The organism is Spirosoma pulveris (assembly GCF_054781875.1).
This window is the reverse complement of sequence record NZ_BAAGTO010000007.1, coordinates 179686-195123: the sequence shown is the minus strand read 5'-3', so window position 1 is coordinate 195123 and position 15438 is coordinate 179686. Positions and strand designations below refer to the sequence as shown.

The following is a 15438-nucleotide window of genomic DNA, read 5'->3' as shown; positions in this document are numbered from 1 at the left end:
CGATTTTATAAACTATGTCTTTCTTTATATGAACAATGAGGGTTCGTCTTTGACAATCAAACTAAACTTTTATGGCGTACGTAAGGGCTCATTGTAAGCAAAGCTGCATTCGGTAGTCGAAGGGATCGAAAGCGTCCAGCATTTTGGGCAGAAACTGGCGATCGTTGAGGTGGAAAGTCAGGAAGTTTTCGCTGCGCTCCTGTAGGCTGCCATTAGGGAAGAGTTCGTTTTTAACGGCCAGCAGATGCCGGATACCCACTTCCTGGTTCCGCTCTTCGGCACGTCGCATCTTCTTTTCCAGTCGGGCAACCGCGTCGGCAAACCGCTTTGTTTCGGCCAGAACGGCCCGCTCCAGGGTTGGGTCGACCATCTGCGCTTTGTGCAGAATAGCGTCCAGAGCTTTATTGACGGTCTTGTTTTCGTTATCGAACCTAAGCGTGTGGCGGGTATGATTATCGACAAACTCGCGTTTGAGCGTAAGCGTGTCCTGGAACAGCTGCTCGGGGGTAAGGCCCAGTTTGGCAACGCGTTTGGCACTTACCGACGGCACGTACATCGCGAAGTTACGGGGCATCAATATCGGAAATGGTGTTTGGTAATGCTCGAAAACGCTCTTCAGCTGAAGCCAGTACGGTACCTCCGATGGCCCGCCAATGTAGGCCAGGTTCGGTAAAATAGTCTCTTGATACAACGGCCGCAGTACGACATTCGGGCTGAATTTCTCCGGATGTTCGTCCAGTAGTGCCAGAATTTCACTTTCCGAAAAGGTCTGCTTCGTATGTAACACCTGATAGGTGCCGTCTTCCTTACGCTCGATCCGTTCGCGAAGCTGGTCATCGAGGTAAAACAGATTGATGTCGCGGGGAGCAATCACGGTTTTATAGCCCAGTGCTTCCAGCTCCGCCGTTCGCTTGCTCACGAGTTCACCCGACCGCTGGTTTATCAGCTCGTCGCGCATTACGGGCGAAAAAACGCGTTTCAGGGCCGAATCGTCGGCATCCAGACACACTAATCCTTCGGCGCCGAACAACTCGTTTACGTAGTAGCGGGCGGCATCGGCCAGGGTGTCATGTTTCAGGTAGGCGTCTTCGAACAGAGCCAGTTTCTCCGGAATCTGTGCAAAGAGAGTTTTTAGTTCCTTCGGATTCATCCGGCCAACCGCGCCCCGTTGGTCCGTTTCCCAGACATACTGATTGCCCATCAACGAAAAATGGTTGATTTCGGCAAAATCATGGTCTTCGGTCGCCATCCAGTACACCGGCACGAAGTTGTAAGTGGGGTACGTTTCCTTCAGCTTGCGTGCCAGCTTGATCGTAGTGATCAGTTTATAGATAATATAAAGCGGCCCGGTAAATATATTAAGCTGGTGCCCCGTAGTAACTGTAAATGTATTGGGCTGGAGCAGCGTCGAAAAGTCTGGCTTTACGGTTATGTGCTGGTACTGCCGTTCCAGCGCATCGACCAAAACCCGCCGATTGGCTTCCTCAAACGTCTTGTCGCTAAGCTGCCCTTCAAAGGCGGCTACATCCGGAAAACGACCGTAAAAGGGTTTTAAGCTGTCTTTATTGGAAATGTAATCAAGGAACAGGGAAGAAAACTGGCCGGTTGAGGCCAGCGGCAGGTACTGACAGTCCATGCGGAGGGGCGGGGGTTGCGGTTACCGGTTTTTAACAACGAAAAATCCGGCAAGGTTCGGTAGGAGGTTGTTCAGCCCACGACGTAAGTCGTGGGCTGCGTTAAAGCAAAAGACGAAAAGGACATTACACACTAACAACTTCGCCGTACAGGTCAAATTCCTCGGCCCGGTCGATACGCACGTTGGCGAAGTCGCCGAGTCGAACGTATTGGGTGGCGGGTACGAGTACTTCATTGTCTACTTCGGGGGAGTCGGCTTCGGTGCGGCCGATGAAATAACCGCCCTCTTTCCGGTCGAACAGCACTTTGTAAGTTTTGCCGACTTTCTGCTGGTTCAGCTCCTGCGAAATGCCCTGTTGTAGATCCATTAGCTCGTCGGCGCGTTCCTGCTTGATGTCGGCCGGAATATCGTCGGGCATGGTGAAGGAGTGCGTGTCGTCCTCGTGCGAGTACGTGAACACACCCAGCCGGTCGAAGCGCATCCGCTCCACAAAATCGTACGTTTCCTGGAACATGGCTTCCGTTTCGCCGGGGTGGCCCACAATCAGGGTGGTGCGGAGGGTGATGTCCGGCACTTTTTCCCGGATGGTTTCGATCAGGCTTTCGGTTTTCTCCCGCGTAATGCCCCGGCGCATGAGTTTGAGCAACTCCGTCGAACCGGTTTGCAGGGGCATATCCAGGTAATTGCAGACATTGGGCCGGCGGCTCATCACGTCCAGAATATCCATTGGAAAACCCGACGGGTAAGCGTACTGCAACCGAATCCAGTCGATGCCTTCTACATCGGCCAATTGGTCGATGAGGTCGGCCAGGTTCCGTTTCTTGTAGAGGTCGAGACCGTAATAGGTCAGGTCCTGCGCAATCAGGATCAGTTCTTTTGTGCCGCGCCGGGCCAGCGACCGGGCTTCGGTCAGCAGTTCCTCAACTGGCCGCGAGACGTGGCCACCGCGCATGAGCGGAATGGCGCAGAACGAGCAGGGCCGGTCGCAGCCTTCGGCAATTTTAAGATACGCGAAATGAGCAGGTGTGGTAAGCAGACGTTCGCCCACGAGTTCGTGCTTATAATCGGCCCGAAGCGTTTTGAGCATCCGGGGAAGTTCGTTGGTGCCAAACCAGGCATCGACGGTGGGCATTTCTACTTCGAGTTCGTCTTTGTAGCGGTGCGAGAGGCAGCCTGTTACGTAGACTTTATCTACGATACCCGCTTCCTTGGCGTCGACATAGCGCAGAATGGTGTTGATGGATTCTTCTTTAGCGTTATCGATGAAGCCGCAGGTATTGATAACAACGATGTTGGCGTCGTCTTTCTTCGATTCGTGCGTCACGTTCATGCCATTGCCCTTGAGTTGCGTAAACAGCACTTCCGAATCCACCAGGTTCTTCGAGCAACCAAGCGTGACGATATTGATTTTATTGGTACGTATTCCTTTGGTTTTCAAAACAGATATATGTTTCAGAGCATCAGTACTCACTAACGCTCAGGGTAAGCTGCAAAGTTCGGTGCTATGGGATTTCCGGTCTGGGTGCAATCGGTAATCCAGGGTATCCGATGGTAGATAATTGAATTTGGGACAGTTGAGCGCCAATGGTCTCGTCGGTATACCGCGGGGCACAAACAAAAAAACAGCCCGCTGGCACAAACACAAGGACAAAGAGAATGAAAAATGTTTCCATCGGTTTAAAACACTGCCTGGTGCGTAATATCGACCGTTACGGAAACGGACTTGTTCTTTTGAACGCTGACTGGAAAAATGTTGCCCTGACTATCGGAGAGATTGGCGTACAGCCCCTTCGGCTCCCGAACCATAACCGTGTACTGGCCTACGGGCAGACTCACGCAAAACGTGCCATCTTTCCCGGATTTTACAGTTTTGATCGGTTTGGTATCTCCCACTGAGTTAATGAATCCGTTTTCGCCCGCTTCTACCTGACTCCTGTTCAACAGCGGAAAAATCAGCACGTCGCGCACCACAGGCGACCCTTCCGGATTCTGCCGGGGCGAGTCGGGGCTGGGCATGAAGTTGCCGCGCTTCTCCCGAACGACACCGCATATTCCCTGTTTCGTCACGGCTTTAGCTGCTTTGCGCCGGGGGGCTTTCTGGGCTGAAACGGTAAGTGAGTAAGACAACGTCAATAGACTGAAGGCCACCCATATGAATCGTAGGTCAGCAAACCAAGAAGGTTGGTTTCTCATAGCCCAAGTTCTCGTTTTACACCGTCTAGCGAATGCCAGGTCGTTGTTTCACTCTTTACTTTCAGGGCATGTACGTAATCAGGAAAATCTTCGAGGCTATCGAATGAAGCCAGACTTTTCTGCAAAGCTTCGTATTTTTCGTAAGCAATCACCGCGAATTTTGGCTTTCCTTCAGATTGAATAATTTGCGCGTTCAGTGTCATTCGTAGCTATCATTTCTTAAAAAACGAATCCACGAACTCCATCTTGTTGAAAGTCTGCAGATCGTCGATCTTCTCGCCAATGCCGATGTATTTGACCGGAATCCTGAACTGGTCTGAAATGCCGATTACCACGCCCCCTTTGGCCGTACCGTCGAGTTTGGTAATGGCCAGCGCCGTTACTTCGGTAGCTTTCGTAAATTCCGTTGCCTGAATAAAGGCGTTTTGACCGGTCGAACCGTCGAGCACCAGCAGTACTTCGTGAGGAGCTTCGGCGGTAAATTTTTGCATGACCCGCTTAATTTTGGTCAGCTCATTCATGAGGTTAACCTTCGTATGCAGTCGGCCGGCGGTGTCGATAATAACCACATCGGCACCGATTTCGGTGGCTTTTTTTACCGCATCGAAGGCTACGGCCGAAGGGTCGGTGTTCATACCGTGCGAGATAACCGGAACGCCTACCCGATCGCCCCAAAGTTTGAGCTGGTCGACGGCGGCAGCCCGGAACGTATCGCCAGCGCCTAATACTACTTTTTTACCCCGCTTGTGGAACTGAGCGGCCAGCTTACCGATGGTGGTTGTTTTACCAACGCCATTGACACCGACCACCATAATAACGTACGGTTTTACGCCAGCGGGCAAGGCAAAATCGTCCGTTACGTCGACGGTATTATTATCGGAAAGTAAAGCGGCTATTTCTTCGCGCAGGATTCGGTCCAGTTCGTCGGTACCCACATATTTATCCCGTGCCACCCGTTCTTCAATCCGCCGAATGATTTTCACCGTTGTTTCAACGCCAACGTCAGAAGAGATCAGCACATTTTCGACTTCGTCCAGTACGTCTTCATCGACGGTCGATTTGCCAACAACTGCCCGGCCCAGTTTAGAAAAAAAACTATCTTTTGTTTTCTCCAGACCTTTGTCGAGCGTTTCTTTCTTTTCTTTCGAGAATAAACCAAATAGGGCCATAAGGCAGAATCAGTGAGTTGGTCAGTTGGTAGTCAGATCGAATAGCGTTTCAGGCGGAAATAATGGCTGACTGTCTCGCTATCTGCCCTAACCGTTTTTTAATAAAAAAAAGTCCCACAGAACCTTACAAGGCTGTGGGACAAATGTCTTCGTGCAAGAAGCTGACTTATTCAATGCCTAGCTTTTCAGCGCAGCCTGTACTTCGTCAACCGGGACCATTTCTTCTTTGAAGGTATAGGCGCCAGTTTTAGGCGATTTAACGGCTTTGATAATTTTGGCGAACGCCTTGCCGTTGTCCTTCGTTTTCAGGGTTGCAACTACCTTTTTTGCCATTGTCTTTTTGTAGTTTACGGTTTACGGCTCTCCGTTTTCGGATGCGGCAGCAGATTGACTCTACCCACCGTAAACAGAAAACGATAAACCTAAAACCTATTTAATTTCTTTGTGCAGCGTTACTTTCTTAAGGAACGGATTGTATTTCTTCCGCTCGATACGAGCCGGCGTATTTTTCCGGTTTTTCGTAGTAATGTACCGGGACATGCCGGGAACACCGCTGTCTTTCTGCTCGGTGCATTCCAGAATAACCTGGATTCTATTGGCGCCTTTCTTTGCCATTGCTAAAGTTCGTTTTCTCGATAAGGAGCGCAAAGGTACGAATTGTCTTTTACTTGACAAAGAGCTTGTTAGAAAAAAATGTGGGATTTTCTATGAACGACCTCAGAAAAGCCCGCTGATGTTTGTCTTTAGACGGCCCACTTTCGACCTTTGGGGGTAACCATGTACCAAACAGTAGGATACTGTTTGATCTCTTTATACAAACAGCAAGATGCTGTTTGGTACCAATCATGAACACACAGACAATACAATACGAATACGCGCCGGGACATTTTAAAGCATCCGAGCCAAGTGTGTACAGGCCCGATATGCTCAGCGAAGGCGAGATGATTCTAAATATGGGACCGCAGCATCCGTCGACGCACGGTGTTTTGCGGTTCGAAGTCGTAACGGATGGTGAAATTATCGTTGATGTGGTACCGCACCTGGGCTATCTGCACCGTTGTTTCGAAAAACATGCCCAGCACCTCCCGTTCAATCAGACAATTCCCTTTGTTGACCGGCTCGATTACCTGGCCGCTATGAATTCCGAACACGCGTTTGTGATGGGCGTAGAGCGTATGCTTGGTATTGAGAACGATATTCCCAAACGTACCGAATACATTCGGGTGCTGGTGGCCGAACTGAACCGGATTGCCGCACACTTTGTGGGCGTCGGTACGTATGCGCTCGATATTGGTGCCTACACGCCCTTTCTCTGGCTCATGCGCGACCGGGAACATATCCAGCGGATGCTCGAATGGGTGAGCGGTGCCCGAATGTTGTACAATTACATCTGGGTAGGTGGGCTGTTTTATGATCTTCCCGTAGGCTTCGAAGAACGTTGCCGTGAGTTTGTCAATTACCTCAAACCAAAGCTGGTCGAGTTACAGCAACTTGTTATCGAAAACGAAATCTTCGTCAAACGAACGGCCAATGTGGGGGTGCTGCCGCTTCCCGTCGCCATCGATTACGGCTGCACCGGTCCCATGCTGCGCGGTTCAGGCCTGCGCTACGACCTCCGCCGGGTGGATGGCTATTCGGTTTACCCCGAACTGGATTTCGACATTCCAATTGGCGAAGGGAAAGTAGGTACCGTGGGGGATTGCTGGGATCGGAACAACGTTCGGGTGCTGGAGTGCCACGAGTCCATCCGCATCATTGAGCAGTGCCTCGATCAGCTTCTGGGCGATCACAAACGTACCCGCGACTACGACCCGCAGGCAGTTGTGCCCAAGAAAATTCGCCCCAAAGCGATGGATTTCTACGCTCGCGCCGAAAGCGCTAAAGGTGAGTTGGGCTTCTTCTTCCGAACCGACGGTAAGTCAGATATACCGGTTCGCTGCAAAGCCCGCTCATGCTGCTATCACAACTTATCGGTTATCAGCGAAATCAGCAAAGGGGCCATGCTCGCCGATCTGGTTGCCATTATCGGGTCAATCGACGTGGTGATGGGGGAGGTGGATCGTTAAGGGAGGAGTTAGGAGGGCTGACGCGAGTATTTACCGCACGGGCAGCCCCGTCGTGCCTTTACATATGGCAAGCCGGTCCGGCGTTCCGGTTCGCTTGCGTCAGTGAATACTGACTATATAAAAAGGCACGGGCGAATGCCCGCGCCAGCACTCGCGTCAGCCCTCCTCACTCCTCACTTCTTGCTTCTAACTCCTCAAAAAGAACAAATATCTCCTTTGTATTCCGGCCCAAGCCGTCGTAATCCAGGCCGTAGCCCAGTACAAAGCGATTCTCGATTTCGAAGCCGACGTAATGCAGGTCCAGCTTTTCTTTCAGGGCGCTGGGTTTGAACAACAGCGTCGCAATAGCGATTGACGTAGGACTCATGGCCTGAAGCTGCTGACATACCTCATGAATGGTAAGGCCCGTATCGACGATGTCTTCCACAACGATCAAATTACGACCCGCTATGGATTCGTTTATGCCCAGAATCTGCTTCAACTGACCACTGGATTCTGTAGCACTATAGGACGCCACCCGAATAAAGGTGATCTCGCAGGGAATGGTAATGTGTTTGGCCAGGTCGGCAGCAAACAAAAAAGCGCCGTTCAGAACGACTACAATAAGCGGCAGTTTGTCGGCGTATTCCTGATTAATTTGCTGAGCTAATTCCTGAATGCGTTCCTGAATGGCATCGGCGGGAATAAACGGGACAAATGTTTTGTCTTTGATCGTTATCATATCGGCGTCTTGGGGCCTCAAAGATACGCCCGTGCTGAGGTTGCGGACAAAAAAAAGCGGAAAAATAAGCCTGAGCAAACGGACAGCCAACAGTTTACGTTCATATACTACTAACGCAAAATTTGACGAATGAAGAAGATACTGTTGACGGTATGGATTATGGGGCTGGCTGTTCTGGCTAAGGCCCAACTTTACGACCCGTCGGCTTTTGATAAAAAATATGACGGTCTGCTGAAGCACCCCGGCGTTCAGATTGAATCGGCGGAGGCCATCAACCTGATGTACAATTATAAGTTCTACGACGCCGACAAGGAATTTCGGTGGCTGCGGCTGCGCTACCCCAGGCACCCAATGCCGTACTTCCTGATGGGCCTTGCCGAGTGGTGGAAAATTGTGCCCAACACCGACGTAACCGACTACGATGGCCCCTGTCTGGCCTACATGGATTCGACCATTACGATGGCTGAAAAGCTATATGAGGACAGCGATAATAAACTGGAGCCTTCATTCTTTCTGGCTGCTGCCTATGCCTTTAAAGGTCGGTTGTACTCTGAGCGAAAAAAATGGGCGAAAGCGACCATTGCCGGAAAAAACGCACTCAAGTATTTCGAAAAGTGCAAAGGCAATGCCGATTTCAGTCCCGAACTGCTCTTTGGCGATGGTATGTATAATTACTACGCCCAGTGGATCCCGGAAAATTACCCGATCCTGAAGCCCATCCTGATGTTCTTTCCCAAAGGGAATAAAGCGAGCGGCATAAAAGAGCTGGAGAAAACGGCTAACTCCGCATTCTACACCCGCGTAGAAGCCCGGTACTTTCTGGTGCAGATTTATAGCATGGAAAACCAGTACGACAAGGCGTATGACATGTCGAAGTACATGTACGAGCAATACCCCGACAATCCATTCTTCGAGCGGTATTTCGCCCGGTCGGCGTTTGTGACGGGACGTTTGGCGGAAGCTGAGCGTGCTTCCCGGGATATTCTGGCGAAGGTCGAGCGTACGCAGGCGGGGTACGAAGGTGTGAGTGGCCGCACGGCGGCTTATATTCTGGCGTACATCAACCACCTGTTTTACAAGAATCTGCCGGAGGCCAAGCTGAACTACCAAAAGTCCATTGACTACGCCAAGCAGACAAACTCAACTAATTCAGGCTATTATTTATCGTCGGTGCTGGGGTTGGCGAAAATTGCGACTGAAGCGCGGGATTATGACCTCGCCCAAACGTATTTTCAGGAAGTGATCGACAAAGCTGAACGGAAATCCAGCCAGTACAAAGAAGCGAAAAAGGCGCTGGATGATGCGAAGAAATTACGCCGGGAAGAAAGACGCCGACGGAAAGGATAATACCGGATGTATGATGTATGATGTATGATGTATGATATTGCTTTCGCGTCAGATATATCCTAGATCATACATCATACATAGTTACTCATCAGGGAATAGGAAGTACTTTACTTTCTTTGAAGGTCGACATGATCACCATCGTTTGGGTGCTGGCTACTTCGTCGATTTCATTGATAACGTCCAGCATCAGGCCCTGATAAGACGCAATGTCTTTAGCAATTACTTTGAGCAGAAAGTCGCCCGAGCCGGTAATGTGGTGGCACTCGATGATTTCCGGAATCTCGTGGACTTTGTCCACAAAGGACATCGTTGTTTCTTTCTTATGCCCAACGAGCGTTACCATAACGAAGGTAGTGACGCCGAGGCCAATCTTCTCGCGGTTCAGTTGTGCATGGTAGCTCTGAATAATACCCGATGTTTCGAGTTTCTTGACACGTTCCAGCGTGGGAGCCGGTGAAAGACCAATTTCTTTTGAGAGCTGAGCGTTGGTTATTTTAGCGTTGGCTTGCAGAATTTCTAATACATTGCGATCTATCTGATCTAATTTCTGGCTCGACATAAATGATGGAGTCTGTTAATACTTAATGACAAGATGGGTCAAAATTACCACCTTTTAAAATAGAAAATTCTTAAAAGTTGTTGGATTCTTGCAAATCACAGAACAAATACTACCAATACCCTTTTAAAACGGCACAAAATTAAGTTTATTCTATAGCTCGCCAAATTGCAAATTTATTGTTTGGCAATCTTGTTGAGCGATATTACGCGCTGTTGAGTTGACTTGAACCGGGCATCATCTACCGCCGATAGTGCCGCATGCTTTGTGGAGCGCCCCTGTACACGTGCCCGCCACCGACGCCAGGAGGCCGGTTTCAGTTCCCGACGCATGAGTTCAATAACGTCTTTCTCCGATAGGCCAAATTGTGTGCCAATGGCGTCGAAGGGGGTTCGGTCCTCCCAGGCCATCTCAATAATCCGGTCAATATCGCGTTCTGTCAGGTTCTTTATTGTGTTGGCTGATTCCATGGGTAGATAAACTTAGTGTTATACAGAAGAGTTTCAGCTATATGAAAATGCGTAAAAAGGCAGATTTGCCAACGAAGATTTGCCCCGTCTGCAACCGCCCATTTGCTTGGCGTAAGAAGTGGGAGCGCGACTGGGATTCTGTCGTGTATTGCAGCGATGCCTGTCGATCAGCGGGTAAAGGACAAAAAACGACGCCAAAATCCACGTAGGTGTGCCCGACTATCGTTATTTTTGGGAATTAACCCACTTCCCCTGATGCGTCTGATTGCTTATTTTGGTCTGTTGCTGGTTCTGTTAATCACAACTAATTGTCGGCGGACCAAACCCGTTGTTACCCAAAAACCTGCTCCCAGACCAACCAGGCCGGTTACGGCCGCTCCGGCCCCGCAGAAACCAGTGGCTGTTAAGCCCACTACGCCCAAACCCATTCCACCCAGGGTGCTGGTGCCCGCAATAGATACCCTGCCTTTCGACGATACCCCCGAGCAGATCCTGGCCGCCCGTGGGCCTATACCTCCCAAACGTGAATTCCGGGCGGTTTGGGTCGCTACGGTCAACAACATCGACTGGCCCAGCAAAAAAGGACTGCCCGTAGTTGACCAGCAGCGCGAAATTGTAACCATGTTCGATCAACACCAGCAAATGGGGCTCAATGCCGTAGTGGTGCAGGTTCGATCGGCCGCCGATGCTTTCTACGCCCGAGGGTCGGAGCCCTGGTCGGAATGGCTTACTGGGCAGCAGGGATTGGCCCCGCAGCCGTTCTACGACCCGCTGGAGTTTATGATCGGACAAGCGCACGATCGCGGGCTGGAATTTCATGCCTGGTTTAACCTCGACCGGGCAACCTTCAGTAAAACTGCCAGTGTAGCCCCCTCAAACATCGTTAACCGGAAGCCAGAATGGATGCTGACCTATGGCGGCCGTAAACTGTTCAATCTGGGAATTCCCGCTGTTCGTTCATACATCGCCGGAATTGTGGCCAATGTGGTGCGCGAATACGATGTGGACGGTATTCACTTCGATGATTATTTCTACCCCTATGCCGAACCCGGTCAGGTCCTGCGGGATGACAGCACCTACAAGGCCAACTACAATGGCATGAGCAAAGCCGACTGGCGACGGGATAACGTAACAAAGCTGGTTACTGAACTGCGCGACTCGATCCGGGCCAACAAACCTTGGGTGAAGTTCGGGATTAGTCCTTTCGGCATTTGGAAAAACAAAAGCAGTGACCCGGAGGGATCGGCAACCAACGGCGGTCAGGCGTATTACGAACTCTATGCCGATACCCGTAAATGGGTACGTGAGGGCCTGATCGACTACGTTGTTCCGCAGGTATACTTTAGTTCTGAGTTTAGTAAGGTACCCTACAGGACGCTGGTCGATTGGTGGACCCGCAATTGTACCGAAAATTGTCATTTATACATCGGGCACGGTGCTTACCGCGTTGGGCGCGGTTCTGAGCGGGACCCCGGCTGGTGGCGGCCAACGGAGTTTCCGGATCAGATGCGGTACAATCGGCAACAGCAGGCCGTAAAAGGCAGCGTTTTCTTTAGCGCCAAAAACCTGCAGATAAACCCCCTTTCAATCCGGGATTCACTCCAGACCAATTTTTACCGGCATCCGGCCCTTCTACCGACAATGAAATGGCTGGATAGTATTCCCCCCCTGCCGCCCCGCGATCTGAAAGCCGCCATGACCAATGAAGGCATCGAATTATACTGGCATGAGTCGCCCGAAGCCCAGGATGGCGATATTGCCACTTCGTATGTGGTATACCGGTTCGAAGGGCGAAAGCCCCACTTACGGCTGGATGATCCCCGTTATATAGTGGCGCAGTGCATGGGCGAATCCAGTACGCGCTACATCGACAAAACGGCCGACCCGAAAAAGAAATACGTATACGTGGTAACGGCTCTCGATCGGCTGCAAAACGAGAGCCGGGAGGTAATTGTCCGGGTGCCTTAGGCTTGTTGGGTGAATTCTCCGATAACCTCCGAAACGGGTCGGGCAGTTGGGAAGAAACTAATCAGCTTCAGCAGAATACCTTCCACAACGGCATCCGGGCACGAAGCTCCGCAGGTAAGCAGCACGGTAACCGGCTTCTCCAGTCCGGGACCCTCCAGTCCGGGAATAAAGTTTTCGGTGACGACTTCCTCTTTAGTGTGGCCGTTGAAGTGCCTTATGAGCTTGTCGGAGAGTATTTTTTGTTCCGATTCGATGAAGTACGTTGGTAATTTCTCTTCGCAAAGCTCAACGATGTGCGAGGTATTCGACGAGTTGTACCCCCCGGCAACGATGGCAAAATCGGCTGGGTAGGTCAATAGCGAATAGGTAGCGTCCTGGTTGTCGTTGGTGGCGTAGCAGAGCGTATCGCGGGTGTTGGCAAAATGGGCTTCGGTCGTGGCCGGGGTCAGGGCATATTTCTGCACCATAATCTGCTTCAGGTAATCGGCAATACTTTGCGTGTCAGACGCCAGCATGGTGGTTTGGTTCACGACCCCAATGCGCTGCAAGTCCCGCTCCGGATTGAACCCGAGAGAGTACTGCCCGGCAAACTCGGTGTAAAATTCATCGACCGGCAACTCGCCCGTAATGTATTTAGCCAGCCGCTGTGCCTGCGCCATGTCTTTGACAACTACCGTGGGTGCTGCTTCTTTACTGTGAGAGAAAGTAGCCCGCGTTTCTTCGTGACTCGGCTTGCCGTGGACTATGACCGTGTAATCTTTCTGACCAATCTGCCCGGCTTTATTCCATACTTTCTCGACAAAGGGGCAGGTGGTATCATATTTGGCAATGTCGAGCCCAATTGTCGAGAGTTGATGCTGGGTTTCCAGCGTTGTCCCAAAAGCCGGGATGATCACCACATCTTCGGGGGCCAGCTCCGACCAGGGAATAAGCTGATTGCCCTTCGTATCCATGATAAAGCGGACCCCCCGACTTTGCAGGTCGGTATTCACGTCGGGGTTATGAATCATTTCGCTCAGCAGGAAAATTCGTTTGCCGGCATTTTCTGCAATAGCTTTGTAGGCAATCTCAACGGCGTTTTCGACCCCGTAGCAAAACCCGAAGTGCCGGGCAATCAACAGCCGGATCGGCCCGAAATCCAGCAGGGTAGGGGTAAAGTCCCGCTTCAGTTTGTCGCGTTTCCGCCGAAACTCTTTCAGTGGGGTAATAATGCTGCTACGGTAATATTCAGGTATGTCGAACGATTTCATTGACTGGAAAAGCGAAAGAGTGAAAGACCAGGCCGCCGATGCGGTGAATAAGTGAAAATCGCCCACAGCCGTAAACGTTGCTGATGCGGAGCGAAATCACCAGTTCAGTCCTGACTCACGAATGAATCACTAATAAAAGAACAGAAGTGCAAAACGCTTCGTTCGGTACAAAGTTAATGTAGCCTTTGTACATTATAGCATGGCCCGGGCGGCCCCGTCCATGCTACAACAACCACATGCCCAAACGACTACTTAAATACAAAAACTACGACATTCACAGCGTTACAACGGTGGCGAACGGCACCCCAAACGCCAACATTGTCGCCTGGGTCACGCAAACGGATATGGGCGGTAAGGTGCTGGCCGTAGCCTTGTATAAAGTGGATTATACCATTGAACTGGTGCGACAGAGCGGTATCCTGAACGTGAACCTGCTGGCAACCGACCAAACCCGACTAATCCGCAAACTCGGCCAGCAGTCGGGTAGAGAAAAGGATAAATTCAAAAATCTGCCCTACGCCCTCGATAGCCGCAACTGCCCGTATTTAACCGAAGCCATTGGCTACACCCAATGCCGGGTCATGCACAGTACCGATGCGGGAGATCACGAGCTGTTCATTTGCGAAGTAATGAAACAGATCGTACTCAATCCGGATAAGGAGGTGATGACTTATGCCTTTTTAAAAGCTAAAAAGCTGATACGGGGGTAGATAGGCTTGTGCATTTGTTTATATTTGGCTATTGCACTACACACCAGCTTATCTTTTTATGACGCTTAACGTTACCACCCCTGGCCGTAAATGGTCTATAGGGCACAAGTTGCTCTTTCGCTTCGGCTGTATTTATGTTCTGCTATTTACATCGCCCTGGGCATGGCTCGGCGATTTACCCCTGCTGGGTCTGATTGGTAAGTACTACGGCATGGCTGAAGAGTGGCTCGTCAACCAGGCTAATGCATCCATTTTTCATATTAAGGAGGTGCTGGTTCCGTTAAATGGTAGTGGCGATACATCCTACGGCTATGCGCAGTTGTGTTTTTTTATCCTCACCGCCGTTGTTGGTGCGCTGATCTGGTCGATCTTCGACAAACGTAAAAATTACGATGTTGCCTACTACTGGCTTATGGTGCTGCTGAGGTACTATGTGGCGATTATGGCTTTCAGCTACGGCATCATCAAACTGTTTGGCTTACAAATGGTCTTCCCCTCAATGAGTGCCCTGGCTACTCCGCTGGGCGATTTTCTGCCCATGCGCTTATCCTGGTATTTTATCGGCTATTCGACACCCTATCAGTTTTTTTCGGGCGCGGTAGAGGTGCTGGCGGGTACCCTGTTACTCTTCCGGCGAACCAGTACACTGGGGGCGTTTGTGGCCGCCAGCGTTTTCCTCAACGTAATGGTATTGAATTTTTGCTACGATATTCCGGTGAAGCTGTTCTCTGCCCATCTGTTTGTCTTCAGCAACGTGCTGCTGCTGAGCGATGCCAAACGGCTGCTCAATTTCTTCATTTATAACAAAGCCACCCAGCCCGCTCCGCAAGTGGTACTCCCCGAAAAGTGGATGCGAACGACCCGGGTAGTGCTGAAAATTGCGTTTGTGATCCTGTTTATTGGAATGCCGTTGTATGGATCATACCAGCGGGCGTTCGCACCGGCTGATTCGAGTGCATCGAAGAAGTTGACGACGGGCTTTTTTTCGGTCGATGAGTTTCAGGGTAACGTGGCGGATAGTCTTCGCTGGAAAGATGTGGTCTTCGAGCCGAATACCTCCGGGAGTATCCTGACGGCGGATACCCTTTTCCGGCAGCGCTACCGGCGGGGCTACTTCAGCTATTCACTCGACTCACTGGCGCATACCATCGCCTTTAAGAAGTTTCCGTCCGATTCGACGGCGCTGTTCACAATGGGGTACGTCATGCCCGACACCAACCATGTGGTGCTCCGCGGAAAAATCAGGAATGATTCGGTGATGATTGCGCTTACTCGCCAGAAACGCCATTTTCAACTCACCGAACGTCAGTTTCACTGGCTCTCCGAAGCCAATCGATGAAACGGCTGACGGG

The 15438-nt window shown here is 50.9% G+C and carries 17 protein-coding genes; 6 read left to right on the top strand and 11 right to left on the bottom strand.

Going from position 1 to position 15438, the window contains the following annotated elements:
* Window positions 1-88 precede the first annotated feature (88 nt).
* The 7 genes from bshC to rpmG form a co-directional block, all read right to left on the bottom strand.
* Window positions 89-1636 carry a bacillithiol biosynthesis cysteine-adding enzyme BshC gene (bshC, locus tag ACYVJM_RS22125; RefSeq protein ID WP_461150409.1) on the bottom strand — a complete coding sequence of 516 codons (1548 nt, stop codon included), beginning with the start codon at window positions 1634-1636 and terminating at the stop codon, window positions 89-91.
* A gap of 124 nt (window positions 1637-1760) precedes the next feature.
* Window positions 1761-3074 carry a 30S ribosomal protein S12 methylthiotransferase RimO gene (gene rimO / locus ACYVJM_RS22120; RefSeq protein ID WP_461150408.1) on the bottom strand — a complete coding sequence of 438 codons (1314 nt, stop codon included), beginning with the start codon at window positions 3072-3074 and terminating at the stop codon, window positions 1761-1763.
* 239 nt (window positions 3075-3313) lie between these two features.
* Window positions 3314-3763: a hypothetical protein gene (locus ACYVJM_RS22115; protein ID WP_461150407.1), complete on the bottom strand. Its 450-nt coding sequence runs from the start codon at window positions 3761-3763 to the stop codon at window positions 3314-3316.
* Between the two features lie 62 nt (window positions 3764-3825).
* Window positions 3826-4032 carry a prevent-host-death family protein gene (locus tag ACYVJM_RS22110; protein ID WP_461150406.1) on the bottom strand — a complete coding sequence of 69 codons (207 nt, stop codon included), beginning with the start codon at window positions 4030-4032 and terminating at the stop codon, window positions 3826-3828.
* A gap of 9 nt (window positions 4033-4041) precedes the next feature.
* Window positions 4042-4998 (bottom strand): signal recognition particle-docking protein FtsY, encoded by a 957-nt coding sequence (gene ftsY, locus ACYVJM_RS22105; protein WP_461150405.1) that lies wholly within the window; start codon window positions 4996-4998, stop codon window positions 4042-4044.
* A 177-nt stretch (window positions 4999-5175) separates the two neighbouring features.
* A complete protein-coding gene (locus ACYVJM_RS22100; protein WP_012929818.1) occupies window positions 5176-5331 on the bottom strand; it encodes a DUF4295 domain-containing protein in 156 nt (51 codons plus the stop codon).
* 96 nt (window positions 5332-5427) lie between these two features.
* On the bottom strand, window positions 5428-5613 hold the full coding sequence (gene rpmG, locus ACYVJM_RS22095; protein ID WP_012929817.1) for a 50S ribosomal protein L33: 186 nt from the start codon (window positions 5611-5613) through the stop codon (window positions 5428-5430).
* Window positions 5614-5843: 230 nt separating this feature from the next.
* Here rpmG and ACYVJM_RS22090 point away from each other — a divergent pair, with 230 nt between their 5' ends.
* Complete coding sequence (locus ACYVJM_RS22090) at window positions 5844-7064, top strand: NADH-quinone oxidoreductase subunit D (protein WP_461150404.1); 1221 nt, start codon at window positions 5844-5846, stop codon at window positions 7062-7064.
* 166 nt (window positions 7065-7230) lie between these two features.
* Here ACYVJM_RS22090 and hpt read toward each other — a convergent pair whose 3' ends face one another.
* Entirely contained in the window at window positions 7231-7785 is a 555-nt protein-coding gene (gene hpt / locus ACYVJM_RS22085) for a hypoxanthine phosphoribosyltransferase (protein WP_461150403.1), read from the bottom strand.
* A 129-nt stretch (window positions 7786-7914) separates the two neighbouring features.
* On the opposite strand from hpt, the gene ACYVJM_RS22080 reads away from it, so the two are divergent.
* Window positions 7915-9132 (top strand): tetratricopeptide repeat protein, encoded by a 1218-nt coding sequence (locus ACYVJM_RS22080; RefSeq protein ID WP_461150402.1) that lies wholly within the window; start codon window positions 7915-7917, stop codon window positions 9130-9132.
* An 88-nt stretch (window positions 9133-9220) separates the two neighbouring features.
* Here ACYVJM_RS22080 and ACYVJM_RS22075 read toward each other — a convergent pair whose 3' ends face one another.
* Window positions 9221-9691: an Lrp/AsnC family transcriptional regulator gene (locus ACYVJM_RS22075; protein ID WP_012929813.1), complete on the bottom strand. Its 471-nt coding sequence runs from the start codon at window positions 9689-9691 to the stop codon at window positions 9221-9223.
* 173 nt (window positions 9692-9864) lie between these two features.
* The gene (locus ACYVJM_RS22070) at window positions 9865-10158 is read right to left on the bottom strand and encodes a TIGR03643 family protein (RefSeq protein ID WP_461150401.1); all 294 of its coding nucleotides are present in this window, start codon (window positions 10156-10158) and stop codon (window positions 9865-9867) included.
* 41 nt (window positions 10159-10199) lie between these two features.
* On the opposite strand from ACYVJM_RS22070, the gene ACYVJM_RS22065 reads away from it, so the two are divergent.
* Entirely contained in the window at window positions 10200-10367 is a 168-nt protein-coding gene (locus ACYVJM_RS22065) for a DUF2256 domain-containing protein (protein ID WP_461150400.1), read from the top strand.
* A 46-nt stretch (window positions 10368-10413) separates the two neighbouring features.
* A complete protein-coding gene (locus ACYVJM_RS22060; RefSeq protein ID WP_461150399.1) occupies window positions 10414-12126 on the top strand; it encodes a glycoside hydrolase family 10 protein in 1713 nt (570 codons plus the stop codon).
* Here the strand turns inward: ACYVJM_RS22060 and ACYVJM_RS22055 are convergent.
* Window positions 12123-13376 carry a 4-hydroxy-3-methylbut-2-enyl diphosphate reductase gene (locus ACYVJM_RS22055; protein ID WP_461150398.1) on the bottom strand — a complete coding sequence of 418 codons (1254 nt, stop codon included), beginning with the start codon at window positions 13374-13376 and terminating at the stop codon, window positions 12123-12125. The genes ACYVJM_RS22060 and ACYVJM_RS22055 overlap by 4 nt on opposite strands.
* A gap of 236 nt (window positions 13377-13612) precedes the next feature.
* On the opposite strand from ACYVJM_RS22055, the gene ACYVJM_RS22050 reads away from it, so the two are divergent.
* Both ACYVJM_RS22050 and ACYVJM_RS22045 read left to right on the top strand, forming a co-directional pair.
* Window positions 13613-14086, top strand: coding sequence for a flavin reductase family protein (locus ACYVJM_RS22050; protein WP_461150397.1), 474 nt, complete (start codon window positions 13613-13615; stop codon window positions 14084-14086).
* Between the two features lie 58 nt (window positions 14087-14144).
* A complete protein-coding gene (locus ACYVJM_RS22045; RefSeq protein ID WP_461150396.1) occupies window positions 14145-15425 on the top strand; it encodes a hypothetical protein in 1281 nt (426 codons plus the stop codon).
* Window positions 15426-15438 lie beyond the last annotated feature (13 nt).

What these genes read in the sequence shown, in the direction of transcription:
- ACYVJM_RS22080 (WP_461150402.1), top strand. Translation starts at nt 7,915, where the DNA reads ATGAAGAAGATACTGTTGACGGTATGGATTATGGGGCTGGCTGTTCTG.
- bshC (WP_461150409.1), bottom strand. Translation starts at nt 1,636, where the DNA reads ATGGACTGTCAGTACCTGCCGCTGGCCTCAACCGGCCAGTTTTCTTCC.
- ACYVJM_RS22075 (WP_012929813.1), bottom strand. Translation starts at nt 9,691, where the DNA reads ATGTCGAGCCAGAAATTAGATCAGATAGATCGCAATGTATTAGAAATT.
- ACYVJM_RS22100 (WP_012929818.1), bottom strand. Translation starts at nt 5,331, where the DNA reads ATGGCAAAAAAGGTAGTTGCAACCCTGAAAACGAAGGACAACGGCAAG.
- ACYVJM_RS22055 (WP_461150398.1), bottom strand. Translation starts at nt 13,376, where the DNA reads ATGAAATCGTTCGACATACCTGAATATTACCGTAGCAGCATTATTACC.
- ACYVJM_RS22090 (WP_461150404.1), top strand. Translation starts at nt 5,844, where the DNA reads ATGAACACACAGACAATACAATACGAATACGCGCCGGGACATTTTAAA.
- ACYVJM_RS22050 (WP_461150397.1), top strand. Translation starts at nt 13,613, where the DNA reads ATGCCCAAACGACTACTTAAATACAAAAACTACGACATTCACAGCGTT.
- ACYVJM_RS22060 (WP_461150399.1), top strand. Translation starts at nt 10,414, where the DNA reads ATGCGTCTGATTGCTTATTTTGGTCTGTTGCTGGTTCTGTTAATCACA.
- ftsY (WP_461150405.1), bottom strand. Translation starts at nt 4,998, where the DNA reads ATGGCCCTATTTGGTTTATTCTCGAAAGAAAAGAAAGAAACGCTCGAC.
- ACYVJM_RS22045 (WP_461150396.1), top strand. Translation starts at nt 14,145, where the DNA reads ATGACGCTTAACGTTACCACCCCTGGCCGTAAATGGTCTATAGGGCAC.
- rpmG (WP_012929817.1), bottom strand. Translation starts at nt 5,613, where the DNA reads ATGGCAAAGAAAGGCGCCAATAGAATCCAGGTTATTCTGGAATGCACC.
- ACYVJM_RS22065 (WP_461150400.1), top strand. Translation starts at nt 10,200, where the DNA reads ATGAAAATGCGTAAAAAGGCAGATTTGCCAACGAAGATTTGCCCCGTC.
- ACYVJM_RS22070 (WP_461150401.1), bottom strand. Translation starts at nt 10,158, where the DNA reads ATGGAATCAGCCAACACAATAAAGAACCTGACAGAACGCGATATTGAC.
- hpt (WP_461150403.1), bottom strand. Translation starts at nt 7,785, where the DNA reads ATGATAACGATCAAAGACAAAACATTTGTCCCGTTTATTCCCGCCGAT.
- ACYVJM_RS22110 (WP_461150406.1), bottom strand. Translation starts at nt 4,032, where the DNA reads ATGACACTGAACGCGCAAATTATTCAATCTGAAGGAAAGCCAAAATTC.